Annotated in this window: 13 protein-coding genes; all 13 read left to right on the plus strand. The window is 67.2% G+C overall.

Annotated elements, in window-relative coordinates:
• Positions 1 to 73: 73 nt before the first annotated feature.
• Entirely contained in the window at positions 74 to 469 is a 396-nt protein-coding gene (locus tag AB0N05_RS26940; protein ID WP_364698694.1) for a BlaI/MecI/CopY family transcriptional regulator, read from the plus strand.
• A gap of 60 nt (positions 470 to 529) precedes the next feature.
• Positions 530 to 1471 carry a M48 family metalloprotease gene (locus tag AB0N05_RS26945; RefSeq protein ID WP_364698696.1) on the plus strand — a complete coding sequence of 314 codons (942 nt, stop codon included), beginning with the start codon at positions 530 to 532 and terminating at the stop codon, positions 1469 to 1471.
• Positions 1464 to 2972: a DEAD/DEAH box helicase gene (locus AB0N05_RS26950; RefSeq protein ID WP_364698698.1), complete on the plus strand. Its 1509-nt coding sequence runs from the start codon at positions 1464 to 1466 to the stop codon at positions 2970 to 2972. The genes AB0N05_RS26945 and AB0N05_RS26950 overlap by 8 nt, the downstream gene beginning before the upstream one ends.
• A gap of 163 nt (positions 2973 to 3135) precedes the next feature.
• On the plus strand, positions 3136 to 3537 hold the full coding sequence (locus tag AB0N05_RS26955) for a cupin domain-containing protein (protein WP_364698700.1): 402 nt from the start codon (positions 3136 to 3138) through the stop codon (positions 3535 to 3537).
• A 175-nt stretch (positions 3538 to 3712) separates the two neighbouring features.
• Positions 3713 to 5149, plus strand: a complete 1437-nt coding sequence (locus AB0N05_RS26960) for a GuaB1 family IMP dehydrogenase-related protein (protein ID WP_364698702.1) — start codon at positions 3713 to 3715, stop codon at positions 5147 to 5149.
• Positions 5150 to 5412: 263 nt separating this feature from the next.
• Positions 5413 to 6792, plus strand: coding sequence for a hemolysin family protein (locus tag AB0N05_RS26965; RefSeq protein ID WP_364699117.1), 1380 nt, complete (start codon positions 5413 to 5415; stop codon positions 6790 to 6792).
• The gene (locus AB0N05_RS26970) at positions 6785 to 7849 is read left to right on the plus strand and encodes a hemolysin family protein (RefSeq protein ID WP_364698704.1); all 1065 of its coding nucleotides are present in this window, start codon (positions 6785 to 6787) and stop codon (positions 7847 to 7849) included. Before AB0N05_RS26965 ends, AB0N05_RS26970 begins: the two co-directional genes overlap by 8 nt.
• A gap of 2 nt (positions 7850 to 7851) precedes the next feature.
• Positions 7852 to 8739 carry a 3-methyladenine DNA glycosylase gene (locus AB0N05_RS26975; protein ID WP_364698706.1) on the plus strand — a complete coding sequence of 296 codons (888 nt, stop codon included), beginning with the start codon at positions 7852 to 7854 and terminating at the stop codon, positions 8737 to 8739.
• A gap of 321 nt (positions 8740 to 9060) precedes the next feature.
• A complete protein-coding gene (locus AB0N05_RS26980; protein ID WP_364698708.1) occupies positions 9061 to 10638 on the plus strand; it encodes a hypothetical protein in 1578 nt (525 codons plus the stop codon).
• Positions 10635 to 11294 (plus strand): DUF305 domain-containing protein, encoded by a 660-nt coding sequence (locus AB0N05_RS26985; protein ID WP_364698710.1) that lies wholly within the window; start codon positions 10635 to 10637, stop codon positions 11292 to 11294. Before AB0N05_RS26980 ends, AB0N05_RS26985 begins: the two co-directional genes overlap by 4 nt.
• Before the next feature lie 89 nt (positions 11295 to 11383).
• Positions 11384 to 12103, plus strand: coding sequence for a PaaI family thioesterase (locus AB0N05_RS26990; RefSeq protein ID WP_364698712.1), 720 nt, complete (start codon positions 11384 to 11386; stop codon positions 12101 to 12103).
• 62 nt (positions 12104 to 12165) lie between these two features.
• A complete protein-coding gene (locus AB0N05_RS26995; protein WP_364698714.1) occupies positions 12166 to 13083 on the plus strand; it encodes a MurR/RpiR family transcriptional regulator in 918 nt (305 codons plus the stop codon).
• On the plus strand, positions 13080 to 14021 hold the full coding sequence (gene murQ / locus AB0N05_RS27000; RefSeq protein WP_364698716.1) for an N-acetylmuramic acid 6-phosphate etherase: 942 nt from the start codon (positions 13080 to 13082) through the stop codon (positions 14019 to 14021). The genes AB0N05_RS26995 and murQ overlap by 4 nt, the downstream gene beginning before the upstream one ends.
• Positions 14022 to 14031 lie beyond the last annotated feature (10 nt).

The raw sequence follows: 14031 nt of genomic DNA on the forward strand, positions 1-14031 counted from the left end.
TACCACACAGCAACCAGCCGGTTACGACGACCTGTAGTACGCATTTGTGTCGTTGCCTCCGTAAACTTGTGGAATGGCAGGACTTGGTGAACTCGAGAAAGCGGTCATGGACCAGTTGTGGTCGGCCGATGAACCCCAGACGGTCAGGCAGGTCCACGAAGCCCTCGCCCAGCGTCGCGAACTCGCGTACACCACGGTGATGACCGTTCTGCAACGCCTCGCGAAGAAGAATCTGGTCGTCCAGCAGCGCGACGACCGCGCCCATCGCTACGCCCCCGTGCACACTCGCGACGAACTCGTCGCCAGCCTCATGGTGGATGCGCTGCAACAAGCAGACGAAGTGGGCAGCCGGCGCGCGGCCCTGGTGCACTTCGTCGAACAGGTCGGAGCCGACGAGGCTGCCGCACTGCGCGATGCACTCGCTAAGCTCGAAGCCAACGAGGCGTCGCGTAAGGAACCCGGGGAATAATCCGGGGGTTCGAACAGCAGTAGCCTCGGCCCAGGCCCCACAACGCAGTGAGCTGAGGAAATGGACGTGACAGCGCCGGTCTTTGCCGGTCTTGCCTTGTTTCTGGCGGGACCGGCCCCGACGCTGCTCTCCAAAGCCACCTGGCCCTATCGCAGTCCGCGCGCCGCGCTGGTGCTGTGGCAGGCCATCGCGCTCGCGGCGGTGTTGTCCGCGTTCGGTTCCGGGCTCGCCATCGCCAGTCGTCTACTGGTGCCCGGACCGGACGGGCGGCCGACCACTACGCCCAGCAAGGAAATCGACGCGCTCGGGCTTCCGCTATGGTTGGCCCTCGTCGCCGTCTTCGCGCTCACCCTGCTCATCGGGGCGCGGTTGATCTGGTCGGCGATCCGGGTCGGCATCCACACGCGTCGTCGCCGGGCGCGGCACCGCATGCTGGTCGACCTGCTGGATCAGAGCGGGGTGCAACGCAAATCGGCCGATATCCGGGTGCTGGCCGCCACCGAACCCATTGCCTACTGCCTGCCGGGTCTGCGACGCCGCGTCGTCTTGAGCCAAGGCACCGTCACCAATCTCTCGGATGAGGAGCTGACCGCAATCGTCAGTCATGAGCGCTCGCACCTACGCGCCCGCCACGATCTCGTGCTGGAGGCGTTCACCGCCGCGCACGAGGCCTTCCCGCGGGTGGTGCGCTCCAAATCCGCGCTGGATTCGGTGAAACTGCTGATCGAACTGCTCGCCGATGATTCGGCGGTGAAGGTCACCGGGCCGACTCCGCTGGCGCGCGCGCTGGTCGCCTGCTCCAATTCCACTGCCCCGCAAGGTGCGATGGCGGTCGGCGGACCGACCACCCTGATTCGTATTCAGCGGCTGGCCGGGCCGATCGGCGATCTGCGCATCGCCAGCGCCGCCTACCTGGCCGCGACCGCGATTCTGGTCATCCCCACCCTGGCCGTGGCCATCCCCTGGCTGACCGAGCTGAGCCGATTGATCTCTCGTGCCTGAGTCGCGAGCGGCCGCCGCGCCGCGCTTCGCCGACCTCGGCCTGCCGCCCGTGCTGGTGCAATCCCTGCGCCGCAATGGGATCGAAACACCGTTCCCGATCCAGACGGCCGTGATCCCGGACATTCTCGCGGGCCATGACGTCCTGGGCCGCGCCGCAACGGGTTCCGGCAAGACCCTGGCCTTCGGCCTACCCATGCTGGTCAACCTCCGCGGCAAGCCCGCGGCTCCGGGCAAACCGCGCGGGCTGATCCTGGCTCCGACCCGTGAGCTGGCGATCCAGATCGAAACCGCGCTGGATGAACCCGCGCTCTCGCAGGGCCTGCGCCTGGCGACCGCCGTCGGTGGCTTGCAGATCAAGAAGCAGGAGGAACGCCTCGCGCGCGGCGTGGACCTGCTGATCGCCACCCCGGGCCGCCTCACCGACTTGATCGGGCGTCGTGCCGCCGATCTCTCCGAGGTTCGGGTCGTCACCATCGACGAGGCCGATCACATGGCCGAACTCGGCTTCCTGCCGCAGCTGACGGCCGTGCTGAATCGCGTGCCCGCCGAGGCGCAGAAGTTGCTCTTCTCCGCGACCCTGGACGACATGATCGACACGCTGGTGCAGCGCTACATGCGCACACCGGTGTCACATGCGGTGGGACCCGCACCGGTCGCGAAGGCCGCCGAGGCTGCCGCCACCGGACAGCCGGGTTCTGGCACCGAGCGAACAACCTCGGGCGAAACAGCCTCGGGCGCTGAGACTTCCGCTGGAGGCACGGTCTCCGCAAAGGCGGCGGCACAGTCCGCCGATTCGGCTCGCCCACGCTCGGCGAGCAGCTCGGTGAACGCCCCCGCGATCACCCACTACGCCCTGCATGTCCGCCGTTCCGACAAGCGCATGGTGGTCGCCGAGATCGCAGCCCGCGAGGGCCGCACCCTCTTGTTCGTCCGCACCCAGTACGGCGCGGACAAATTGGTCAACCGCCTCCGCGAGGCCGGAATCGCGGCCATCGGCCTACACGGCGGCAAGGCGCAGAACCTGCGCAACCGCACCCTCGCGGCCTTCGCGGACGGCACCGCCCCGGTCCTGGTGGCCACCGATATCGCCGCGCGCGGCATTCACATCGACGACGTCTCCCTGGTCGTCCACGTGGACCCGCCCGCCGACCCCAAGGACTACCTGCACCGCGCGGGCCGCACCGCACGCGCCGGAGCCGCGGGCACCGTGGTCACCATCGTCACCCCGGACGACCGCGAGGAGATCGAGCAACTCACCCGCCGCGCCTCGATCACCATGACCGACGTCGAAGTCCGCTCCGGCGACCAGCGCCTCGCCGAGATCACCGGCGCCCGCCGCCCCTCCGGTCGCCCCCTGGAGAACCCCCTTACACCCCCCACACCCGCTGCGGCACAACCGGATCCGAAGTCCACCCAAACCGCCCACCGTCCCACCCCCCACGGCCAAAGCCGCAAGCACACCAAGAAACGCGGCAAACCGGACTCCACCCGCCGCCGCTGACCTTTCGACACGCGCGGGGTCCCTCAGCAACACACCGATTGCTCGAGGCGATTCGCGCCCTGCGGCGATCCGCCAGCAAACCAATTTCGCTGGATCGATTCGGCGTCCGGTCATTCCCGCGAGGGAATCGCGCCGACCCGCCGCGCCGGGCACAGTCGGCGGCGTGATCGAAGAGCAGACCCGCACCGCGGCCCAGCCCCTCCGCTACACCCGGATCGACAGCACACCCGCTGGTGGTTCCCGATTCATCGAGGCCGAAATCCCGCTCGCGGAAAGGGTTCTCGCCGCGGGTGTCCCGGCCATGGCGGTCGGCGGCCTGTCGTCCGCGGCCGGAGTGTCGTTCCTGCGCAGCGGGGGATTCGACAGCGAACCGCATCCCGCCCCCGCCCGGCAGTGGGTGGTATTGCTGCGCGGAGTGCTCGAAGTGACCGCCTCGGATGGCGATCGCAGGCGCTTCAGCCCCGGTGACCTGCTGTTCGTCACCGATACCGAGGGCCGCGGGCATACCACCGTCGCGGTCGGTGAAGGCCCGTTCGAGGCGCTGTTCATACCCGAGGGAGCGTGAGCGACGGCACACGGAGCGACTGCGCGGCGACCATGCCGGGGATTGCCGACTACACTGGACCGCTGCATGTGTGACATCAGGTTGAAGCACTGTTCGGTTATGTAGTGCCTTGAACCTGCCTCCGTAGCATGGCCACCACCATAACCCCACGTCAAACCTATGAGGCGGCTTAACCGTGCAGTTTCTCCCCGGGCAGACTCCGCCCTACGACCTGACCTACGACGATGTGTTCCTGGTACCGCGCCGGACGGACGTGGCATCGCGCTTCGATGTCGACCTGTCTTCGGCTGACGGCACCGGCACCACCATTCCGCTCGTGGTCGCGAATATGACCGCCGTCGCGGGCCGTCGCATGGCCGAGACCGTCGCGCGCCGCGGTGGCATCGTGGTGCTGCCGCAGGATCTGCCGATGCAGGCTGCGGCGGACACCATTTCGTTCGTGAAGAGCCGCTCGCTCACCGCCGACACCCCGGTCACCCTGGATCCGGAGCAGTCGGTGTCCGATGCGCTGGCGCTGATTCACAAGCGCGCGCACGGTGCGGTCGTCGTGGTCGAGAACGGCAAGCCGGTCGGCGTCGTCACCGAGGCGTCCTGCTCGGATGTGGACCGCTTCGCCCGGTTGAGCACCGTCGCGGAAACCAATTTCGTGACCGCTCCGGCCGATGCCTCCCCGCGTGACATCTTCGGCCTGCTCGATGCCTCGCACACCAGCGTCGCCGTGCTGGTGAACACCGATGGCACCCTGGCCGGTGTCATGACCCGCACCGGCGCGATCCGCGCGGGCATCTACCAGCCCGCCGTCGACGCCAATGGCCAGCTGCGCATCGCCGCCGCGGTCGGCATCAATGGTGATGTCCCGGCCAAGGCCAAGGCTCTTGTCGATGCCGGTGCCGACGTGCTGGTCATGGACACCGCGCACGGCCACCAGCAGAAGATGCTGGAAGCGCTGCGCTCGGTGGCGAGCCTGGAGCTGGGCGTCCCGCTCGCCGCGGGCAATGTGGTTTCCGCCGATGGCACTCGCGATCTGATCGAGGCCGGTGCGGACATCATCAAGGTCGGTGTCGGCCCCGGCGCCATGTGCACCACCCGCATGATGACCGGTGTCGGTCGCCCGCAGTTCTCCGCGGTCGCCGAATGTGCCGCCGCCGCCAAGGAATTCGGCAAGCACGTGTGGGCCGACGGTGGCGTCCGGCATCCGCGTGACGTGGCGCTGGCCCTGGCCGCCGGTGCCGCCAATGTCATGATCGGCTCCTGGTTCGCGGGCACCTACGAGTCCCCCGGCGACCTGCGCGTCGACCGCGACGGCAACCGCTACAAGGAGAGCTTCGGCATGGCCTCCAAGCGCGCCGTCGCCGCCCGCACCGCCACCGATTCCGCGTTCGACCGGGCCCGCAAGGCGCTGTTCGAGGAGGGCATCTCCTCCTCGCGCATGCGCCTGGATCCCGAGCGTCCGGGCGTCGAGGACCTGATCGACCACATCACCTCCGGTGTGCGCAGCTCCTGCACCTACGCGGGCGCGCGCACCATCGCCGAGTTCCACGAGCGGGCCGTGCTGGGTGTGCAGTCCGCCGCTGGATTCGCCGAGGGTCGCCCGCTGCCGTCCGGCTGGTGATCCTCCGCACGTAGTACCGCACATCGAAGCCCGGCGAGTCGCGCGAGATTCGCCGGGCCTCGCTGTCCGGACCCGTCACGCGAAACACGGCGCGGCAGCCGGTAATATGACCGCTGTCGGGCCACACCGACACCACCCACCGAAAGGAACCAGTTGTCACCCGCGTCCGAGGGCGCCGCACAGGAGGGCTCCTCTACCGAGCCGGGTGACAAACCCGGCGCCATCGTTCTCCCAGCACTGCAAACGGCCGGGTGGTGCTGACCTTGTCGGCCGTGCTCACCGTTCTCAGTCTTCTCGGCTTCATCGCACTGACCGCCGGTACCGCGCTGTTCGTGGCCGCGGAATTCTCCCTCACCGCCTTGGAACGCTCCACCGTGGAGGCGCACGCCCGCGAGGGCGACCGCCGCGCCCGGCAGGTGCGTCAGGCGCATCGCACGCTGTCGTTCCAGCTCTCCGGCGCGCAGCTGGGCATCACCATCACCACGCTGATCACCGGTTATATCGCCGAGCCCGTACTGGCGCGACTACTCGAACCGCTGTTCTCCGCACTGGGCCTGGAAGGCCCTGCCGTGCACGGTGTTTCGCTGGCGCTGGCGCTGATCATCGCGACCTCGCTGTCCATGATCTACGGCGAGCTGGTGCCCAAGAACATTGCCATCGCGTCACCGCTGTCGGTCGCGCGGCAGACCGCGGGGCCGATGATCTGGTTCTCCACCGCCTTCCGCTGGTTGATCAATTTCCTGAATGGGTCGGCCAACTGGGCCGTGCGCCGACTGGGCATCGAACCGGCGGAGGAATTGCGTTCGGCGCGTTCGCCGCAGGAACTCGGCTCGCTGGTGCGCACCTCGGCGCTGCACGGCGCGCTCGATCAGCGCACGGCGCAGGTGGTGGATCGCTCGCTGCAATTCGGCGAGCGCACCGCGGAGGAGCTCATGACCCCGCGCGTGAAGATCGAATCCCTCGATCAGGACGACACCATCTCCGATCTCATCGATGCCGCCCGCGAGACCGGGTTCTCCCGATTCCCGGTCATCGACGGCGATCTCGACAACACGCTCGGCGTGGTGCACATCAAACAGGCGTTCCTGCATCCGATTTCCGAGCGCCGCACCTGCAAGCTCAAGACCATCGCGCAGCCGGTGCCGATCGTGCCCGCCAGCCTCGACGGTGATGAGGTGCTCGATCGGGTGCGCCGCGACGGCATGCAGGTGGCCCTGGTGGTCGACGAATACGGCGGCACCGCGGGCATTGTCACCATGGAGGACCTGATCGAGGAGATCCTCGGCGATGTCCGCGATGAGCACGACGAGGAGGAGCTCGATGTGCGCCGCACCGCCGCGGGCTGGAACTGCTCCGGCCTGCTGCGCATCGACGAAGTCTCCCGCACCACCGGATACGACGCTCCCGAGGGCGAATACGAAACCCTCGGCGGCCTGGTGCTGACCCGTCTCGGCCGGATCCCGGTCACGGGTGACGAGGTCCTGCTGCCGCAACCCGGCAATGGCCCCCACCCGCTGGAACCGCATACCCGCGGCGGCTGGATCGCCAAGGTGGAGCGCATGGACGGCCGGCGCCTCGACCGGATCCTGATCCGCCCCGTCGACGCCGATGCCCTCGCGATCTGGGAGCACACTCATGGGTGACCTCTACGCGGTGCTGCTGACGTTCGTGCTGCTGCTGGGCAACGCGTTCTTCGTGGCCGCCGAATTCGCGCTCATCTCCGCGCGCCGCGACCGCCTGGAAGCCCTTGCGGCACAGGGCAAGCGCAGCGCCAATACGGTGATCGAGGCCGCCCAGAATCTGTCCATGATGCTGGCCGCGGCACAGCTGGGCATCACCATCTGCTCGATCCTGCTGGGTCGTGTCGGCGAACCGGCTGTGGCGCATCTGATTTCGGGGCCATTCGATCTGATCGGCGTGCCCGAACAACTGCTGCACCCGATTTCGTTCGCGCTGGCGCTGACCATCGTGGTGATCCTGCACATCCTGCTCGGCGAGATGATTCCGAAGAACATCGCCCTAGCAGGGCCGGAACGCTCTGCGCTGCTGCTGGTTCCGTTGCATCTGATGTGGCTGCGACTGGCGAAGCCTTTGATCTTCGTCTACAACTTCGCCGCGAATCTGACGCTGCGGGCGCTGCGTATCGAACCGAAGGATGAACTGGATTCCACCGTCTCCTCCGATGAACTGGCGGAGATGTTCGGCGAATCCCGTTCGGAGGGACTCCTCGATGAGGAGGAGCATCGCCGCCTCACCCAGGCGCTGGGCTCGAGCGATCGCATTGTCGCCGATGTGATGGTGCCGCTGGCCAAGGCTCGCTCGGTGCCGCTGCGTGGTGACGGGACCACCCTCGGCGATATCGAATCCGCTGTGGCCGAAACCGGGTTCTCCCGCTACCCGGTGCGGGCGGCGGACGGCTCTCTGGTCGGCTACCTGCACGTCAAGGACGTCCTCGACCTGGTCGCCGATGATGACGCCGGACCGGGAACCCCCATCCCCCGCGCCGATATTCGCCCGCTGCCGACCCTGAGCCTCGGTTCCACCCTCTTCGAGGCTCTCGCGCGCCTGCGCCGCACCAACTCCCATCTGGGACGCGTGGTGGACAGCCGCGGCAATACGGTCGGCATTGTCGCCCTGGAAGACTTGGTGGAGGAGTTCGTCGGCACTGTTCGCGACGCCACCCACCGCCTAGCGGAGTGATCATGAGCCTGCTGTCCGACACCCAGGTCCTCGCGGGCCCCGACTGGCGCGCCCGCGCCGCCGCCCACCGCGGCCGCGTGGACGCCCTGGTCGGCCCGTACCTGGAACGCCGGGCGGCAGGCTCCAAACACCCCGTGATCGACTTCCTCTTCACCTATTACGGCCACAAACCCGCCCAGCTCAAGCGCTGGCACCCCGGCCACGGCATCACACTCCTCGACGCCACCGAATACTCCGAAGCCCGCGGCTACCACCAGATCTCGCTCCCCGGCGACAATCCCGGCTGGACCGCCGACCCAACCTTCCTCGAAAAGCGCCGCAGCACCATCGAATTCGTCACCCAACTCCTCTCCGCAACGGCCACCCGCCCCGCCCAACTCTCCTGCTTCGGCCTCCACGAATGGGCGATGGTCTACCGCACCGACGAAGTCCGCCACCAACAAGTCCCCCTCCGCCTCGGCTCGGCAGGCACCGACGCAGTCGTCGAATCAATGCAACTGCGCTGCACCCACTTCGACGCCTTCCGCTTCTTCACCCCCGAGGCCGTCCCCCTCAATATCGAGCCGCTCACCCGCGAAGACCAGGTCGACCGCGAACAGCCCGGCTGCCTTCACGCGAATATGGATATCTACAAATGGGGTTTCAAGCTCACCCCACTAATAGGCTCCGACCTCCTGCTGTCCTGCTTCGAACTAGCCTGCGCCGCCCGCGAACTCGACATGAAGGCCAGCCCCTACGACCTAGCCGAGTTCGGCTACGAGCCGATCCGCATCGAAACCCCTCAGGGCCGAGCCGAATACGTCCGCGGCCAGGCCGACATAGCCACCCGCGCCGAGACCCTGCGCACCCGCCTCCTGGATGCCTGCCGAGACCTGCTCGCCACGCCGTAAAGGGTTCCTACTGACCGTTACTCGCCAACCAGCTGGGGCAGCACCTCCTGTGCTGTCCACGCCAGGGCATCGGCCAGCTGGTCGGCGGGAACCGGGAACCACAGCGAATAGGATTCGAGCCCGCCCTCGGCTAGTGCGGAGAGTTCGTCGACGATGCCTGCCGCAGTCGGGGCGAATTCGATCTCTGGAACTTGCTTCGTGTCGACCCTACCGATCGGTCAGTTTGTGCGTTATCGTTCCGAGACGTAACCGGGACCACAGTCGGCATGGGCATGTGCCGCCGGTCACGGGCGTCAAGCTCTGAGGGAACGGGGGACCGCGATGAGGCGGTTAGCGGGAATGCGGCGGTCGAGGCCTGCGGGCATGTTGGCTGCGGCTGCTATGTGTGCGGCTGTGCTGCCGATCGGTGGAGCTTCGGCCGATTTGCAGGACGATATCGGGAATGCTGTGCAGCAGTTCTTCGATGTCGGGCGGACTTCGGTGCCGCGTGCGGACTGCGGGGCGGATTCGCTGCCGGAGACCGGGTTGCAGGGGGATGTTCCGGCCGACGAACGCAATAGCGGGCGCAGCACTCAGGGGTATCGCTGCAATATGTCGTTTGTCGGCGGGTACGTCGGTAAGGGCGCGGGCATCACGTCGGCTACCTATGAGAACTGCTCGTATACCGGGTCGATGTTCCCGGGAAACATTCTTGGGCCCGCTTCGGGCGTGCAGGTGCTGGATGTCTCCGATCCGGCCAATCCGGTGGTTACGGGGAATCTTGCGGAACCGGCCATGCTGGCGGGGACCTGGGAGTCGCTGAAGGTCAATGCCGAGCGGAAGTTGTTGGTGGGCACCGGCGTTCCCGTCGGTGAGGGTGCGGGATATCTGTCGGTGTACGACATCTCCGATTGCGCGCACCCGCGACTGCTGAATACCGGGTCGGGCACGAATCTTCTGATGCCGCTGCCGATTACGACGCATGAGGGCGGATTCTCCCCCGATGGCCGCACCTATTGGGCTTCGGGCATCGCGCCCGGGTTCGTGAGCGCGGTCGATCTCACCGATCCCGCGAATCCGCATGTGATCTGGCAGGGACTCACCGGGATCGAGGCGCACGGGTTCGGGATCAGCCCGGACGGCAATCGCATGTATTTGTCCGCGCTGGGTGGTTTCACCGTGCTGGATATCAGCGCGGTGCAGCGGCGCGACCCGAATCCGCAGGTCCCCCACCTCGGCCGGGTGTTCTGGACGGACGGGTGGGCCACGCAGCACAGCATTCCGGTCACCTATGACGGCAAGCCGTTCCTGTTCACCGTGGACGAGGGCGGGGCGGGCGGGGTGAAGCTCATCGATATCTCCGACGAGACGAATCCGACGGTCGCCGCGAAGATCAAGCTGGAGATCAACCTGCCGGAGAACCAGGATTCGGCGATGGCCTCGGCCATGGGCGGGTCGGTGTTCTCCTATGACGCGCACTACTGCGCGGCCGACCGGCCGGAAAATCCGACCGCATTGGCGTGCGGCTGGGAGGAATCCGGGATTCGCGTGTTCGATGTGCGGGATCCGTTCCATGCCCGCGAGATCGCGTATTTCAATCCGCCCGCCCGCAAGGGCCGCAATCTGGAGCTGTGGAATTCGCCGCACGCGCTGGCCTCGCTCATCGGCGTGCCGGTCATGGAGTTCCCGTCGGCGGCACGCGCCTTGCTGGAGGGCAAATTCGATCCGTCCCAGGCGCTTTCGTCTCGCACCGGGATGATCGCGTTCGGTGATCTGTCCACCGACTGGTGCTTCGCGCCGCCGGAGTGGCATGGAAGCCAGCTGTGGACCACCTGCAATGACAATGGCTTCATGGTGTTGCAGCTCGCCGATGAGGTGTACACGCCGCCCGCCGATCAGCGGTCCGTGGTCGGGTCGTGACCGGCAATCGATGGCTGCGCGCGGCGGGACTCGCCGCGCTCGCCTTCGCCCTCGTGGCTGTCGGAATGGTGTTGCGGCCGTTGGTGATTACCGACAATCAGTCGGCACCCGCGGTACTCACACCGGTCGAGGTCGGCTTCGTGCAGGACATGGCGGCGCACCATCAGCAGGCCTTGATCATGGTGCAGCGCTTGGATTCCGGCGTCGATCCCGGTGTGCGTCAGCTGGCCCAGCAGATCGCCGATACCCAGCGCATGGAGATCGGCACGCTCATGGGCTGGCTGCGCCTGGCGAATGCCTCGCCTACCTCCTCGCATCCGATGGCCTGGATGAAGACCGAAAACAGTGGCGGGCACAATCATTCGGGCATGAGCACCACGTCGACAGCCGCCTCGGCCGACAGCATGCCCGGCATGGCGACGCTGGCCGAACTCGACGCACTGGCCGCTGCCCGCGGCTCCGACGCCGAAACTCTCTTCCTGCAACTCATGCTGCGCCACCATCGCGGCGGCGTGGCCATGGCGCAGGCGGCCGACGGCCTGGTCACCTCCGGACCGGTGAAGGAATCCGCGCGTGGCATGATCACCACACAGAGCCAGGAAGCCGGGCTCATGACCCTGCTACTGGCACAGCGGAACGCGCAACCCCTGTCCTGACGTGCTGAAATTCACTGAGTACGCAGTCCGGGCCTCGGTATCGTCGAGTGAGTGGACGGCCATCCGGCCGGGAGAGGTTGGGCTGCACCATGACCGAGGCGGAGCCGCGAATCATCCCCGAGTACGCACACGGCTATCCCGGCGTGGCGTTCGGAGGTTATGTCGCGGGCCTGCTGGCTGGTCGCAGTAGTGTCGATACCGTGCGCGTCGATTTCCGCCGTGCCGTCCTCGTGGAAACCCCGCTGCTGCTCACGGCTTCGAGCGATGGCCGCACCGCCTTCACTTCCCCCGACGACACTCTCCTCGTCGAGGCCACCCCGGCGGAACTCACCATCGACCCGCTACCCGCCCCCTCCTGGTCCGATGCGAAGCGAGCCACCGAAACCGCCCTGACCTCCCCCGCCCGCGTCCGCACCGACTGCTTCGGATGCGGCATCGATTCCCCGCGCGGCTTGCGATTGTTCCCGTGGTCAGTAAAGGAACGGCAACTGATCGTCGCCGCCTGGACCCCCGACCCCACACTGGGCGACGAACACGGCAACCTCCCACCCGAGCTGGTCTGGTCCGCCCTCGACTGCCCCGGCGGCCTAGCCGCCTGGATCTACTCCGGCATGGGCCGAGGCGCCTTGACCGCCGCCCTCACAGCCACCCAACTCCGCCCGATACCAGCAGGCGCCGACTACATCTCCCACGCCTGGCCCCTGCACCGCGACGGCCGCAAACACACAGTCGCAGTAGCCCTTTCCACCTCCGATGGCGAATTGTGTGCGCTGGCCGAAGCCCTCTGGATCGAACCGAGGACGGACTGACCCAGAATTTCTAGCGCGGCTGCGGCATTGACTTGCCGGTTCGTGAAAATTATCTTCATGAAGTGAGTTCAGCGGAGAAGGAATCTTCCAGAGGGCCCCTGGCTTCGCCGCGCTCGACGAGCGCGTTGCGTGCGAGTGTCCGCGCCCTCCTTCCCTCCATGACTCCGGCCATGCAGCGGATCGCCGAGACCGTTGCTGCCGATCCGGCGGGTTGCGCTGAGCTCACCGTCACTCGGCTCGCGGAGCGCACCGGGACCAGCGAAGCGACGGTCTCGCGGACCGCGCGCACCCTTGGATACCGCGGATATCCGGAGCTGCGGCGCGCGCTCGCTGCACTGGCTGCGAGCCAGGAGAACATGGGACCGGAGGCGCTGACCGTCGTCGAAGTGGACGATCCCCTGTCCACGGTGATCGCCAAACTCGCCAGGGAAGAGCGGCAGGTGCTGGCCGATACCGCCGCACTGCTGGATGTGGCACAGCTCGGGGGTGCGGTCGAGGCGCTCGCCGCAGCCCGGCGTATCGACGTCTATGGGATTGCCGCGTCCGGGCTGGTCGCCATTGATCTCGCACAGAAGTTGCTGCGTATCGGGCTCATTGCGCATGCACACACCGAATTGCATTTGGCCGTCACCAGCGCGGTGCAGTTGCGCGCGGGCGATGTCGCCATCGCGATCTCGCACTCCGGCAGCACTATCGACGTGCTCGAACCGCTTCGGCGCGCACGCGAGAACGGGGCCACCACGGTTGCCGTCACCAGTCGCCCGGCGGGAACCATCGCCCGCACCGCCGACCATGTGCTGACCACCGCGGCGGGGCAGGAGAGTGCGTTACGCCCGGCCGCCATGGGTAGCCGCACCAGCCAGTTGCTGGTTATCGACTGCCTGTTTATCGGTGTCGTGCAACGCACATATGACACCGCTCGCCAGGGACTGATCGCCTCCCACGAGGCCCTCGCGGCCCGACATCCTCAGCAGAAATGAGCCGCCCCATGACCGGCCCCTATGCCGAACTCCAGGTTCAGCTCGCGAGTCTCGCCACCGAGGCGTTCAATCCCGAACTGGCCGATATCGATACGCTGCCGACGGCGGAGATCGCCCGGCTCATGAATGCCGAGGATGCTCGCGTTCCGGCTGCCATCGGGGAGCATATTCCCGAAATCGCCCGTGCCATAGAGGAAATCGCCGAGCGGATGGCGCGCGGTGGGCGGCTGATCTATGCGGGTGCGGGGACGGCGGGCCGTCTGGGCGTGCTGGATGCCAGTGAAGCGCCGCCGACCTTCAATACCGCGCCGGGTCAGGTGACCGGGCTGATCGCGGGCGGGGCGGCCGCCATGACACAGGCGGTGGAGGGTGCGGAGGACGATTCCGATGCCGCTGCAATGGATCTCGATGCTCTCGGCCTCACCGCCGAGGACACGGTTATCGGTATCTCGGCCTCCGGCCGCACCCCCTATGCGGTCGGCGCGGTCGAACACGCACGGGCCAGGGGCGCATTCACGGTCGGGTTGTCGGGCAACTCCGGATCAGCCCTCGGCGCTGCCGCCGATCTCGCCATCGAGGTCGTCACCGGTCCCGAATTGGTTTCCGGCTCAACCCGATTGAAAGCGGGAACCGCCCAAAAGCTGGTCCTCAATATGATCTCGACCATCACCATGATCCGGCTCGGCAAGACCTACGGAAATCTCATGGTCGACGTTCGATCCTCCAATCGGAAGCTCGAAGCGCGTTCGCGCCGCCTGGTCGCGCACGCCACCGGAGCCGGGGCTGACGCCGTCGAAGCCGCCCTCACCGCCGCCGATGGCGAGGTGAAGAACGCCATTCTCATCCTGCTCGGCGAGGTCGACGGTCCGACCGCCGCCCGCCTGCTCACCGAAACCGACGGACACCTCCGCGAGGCCCTGGCCCGCACCCGCCACTGAGAAAGCCTGC

It is taken from the genome of Nocardia sp. NPDC051030 (genome assembly GCF_040683015.1).
Taxonomy (GTDB): Bacteria; Actinomycetota; Actinomycetes; order Mycobacteriales; family Mycobacteriaceae; genus Nocardia.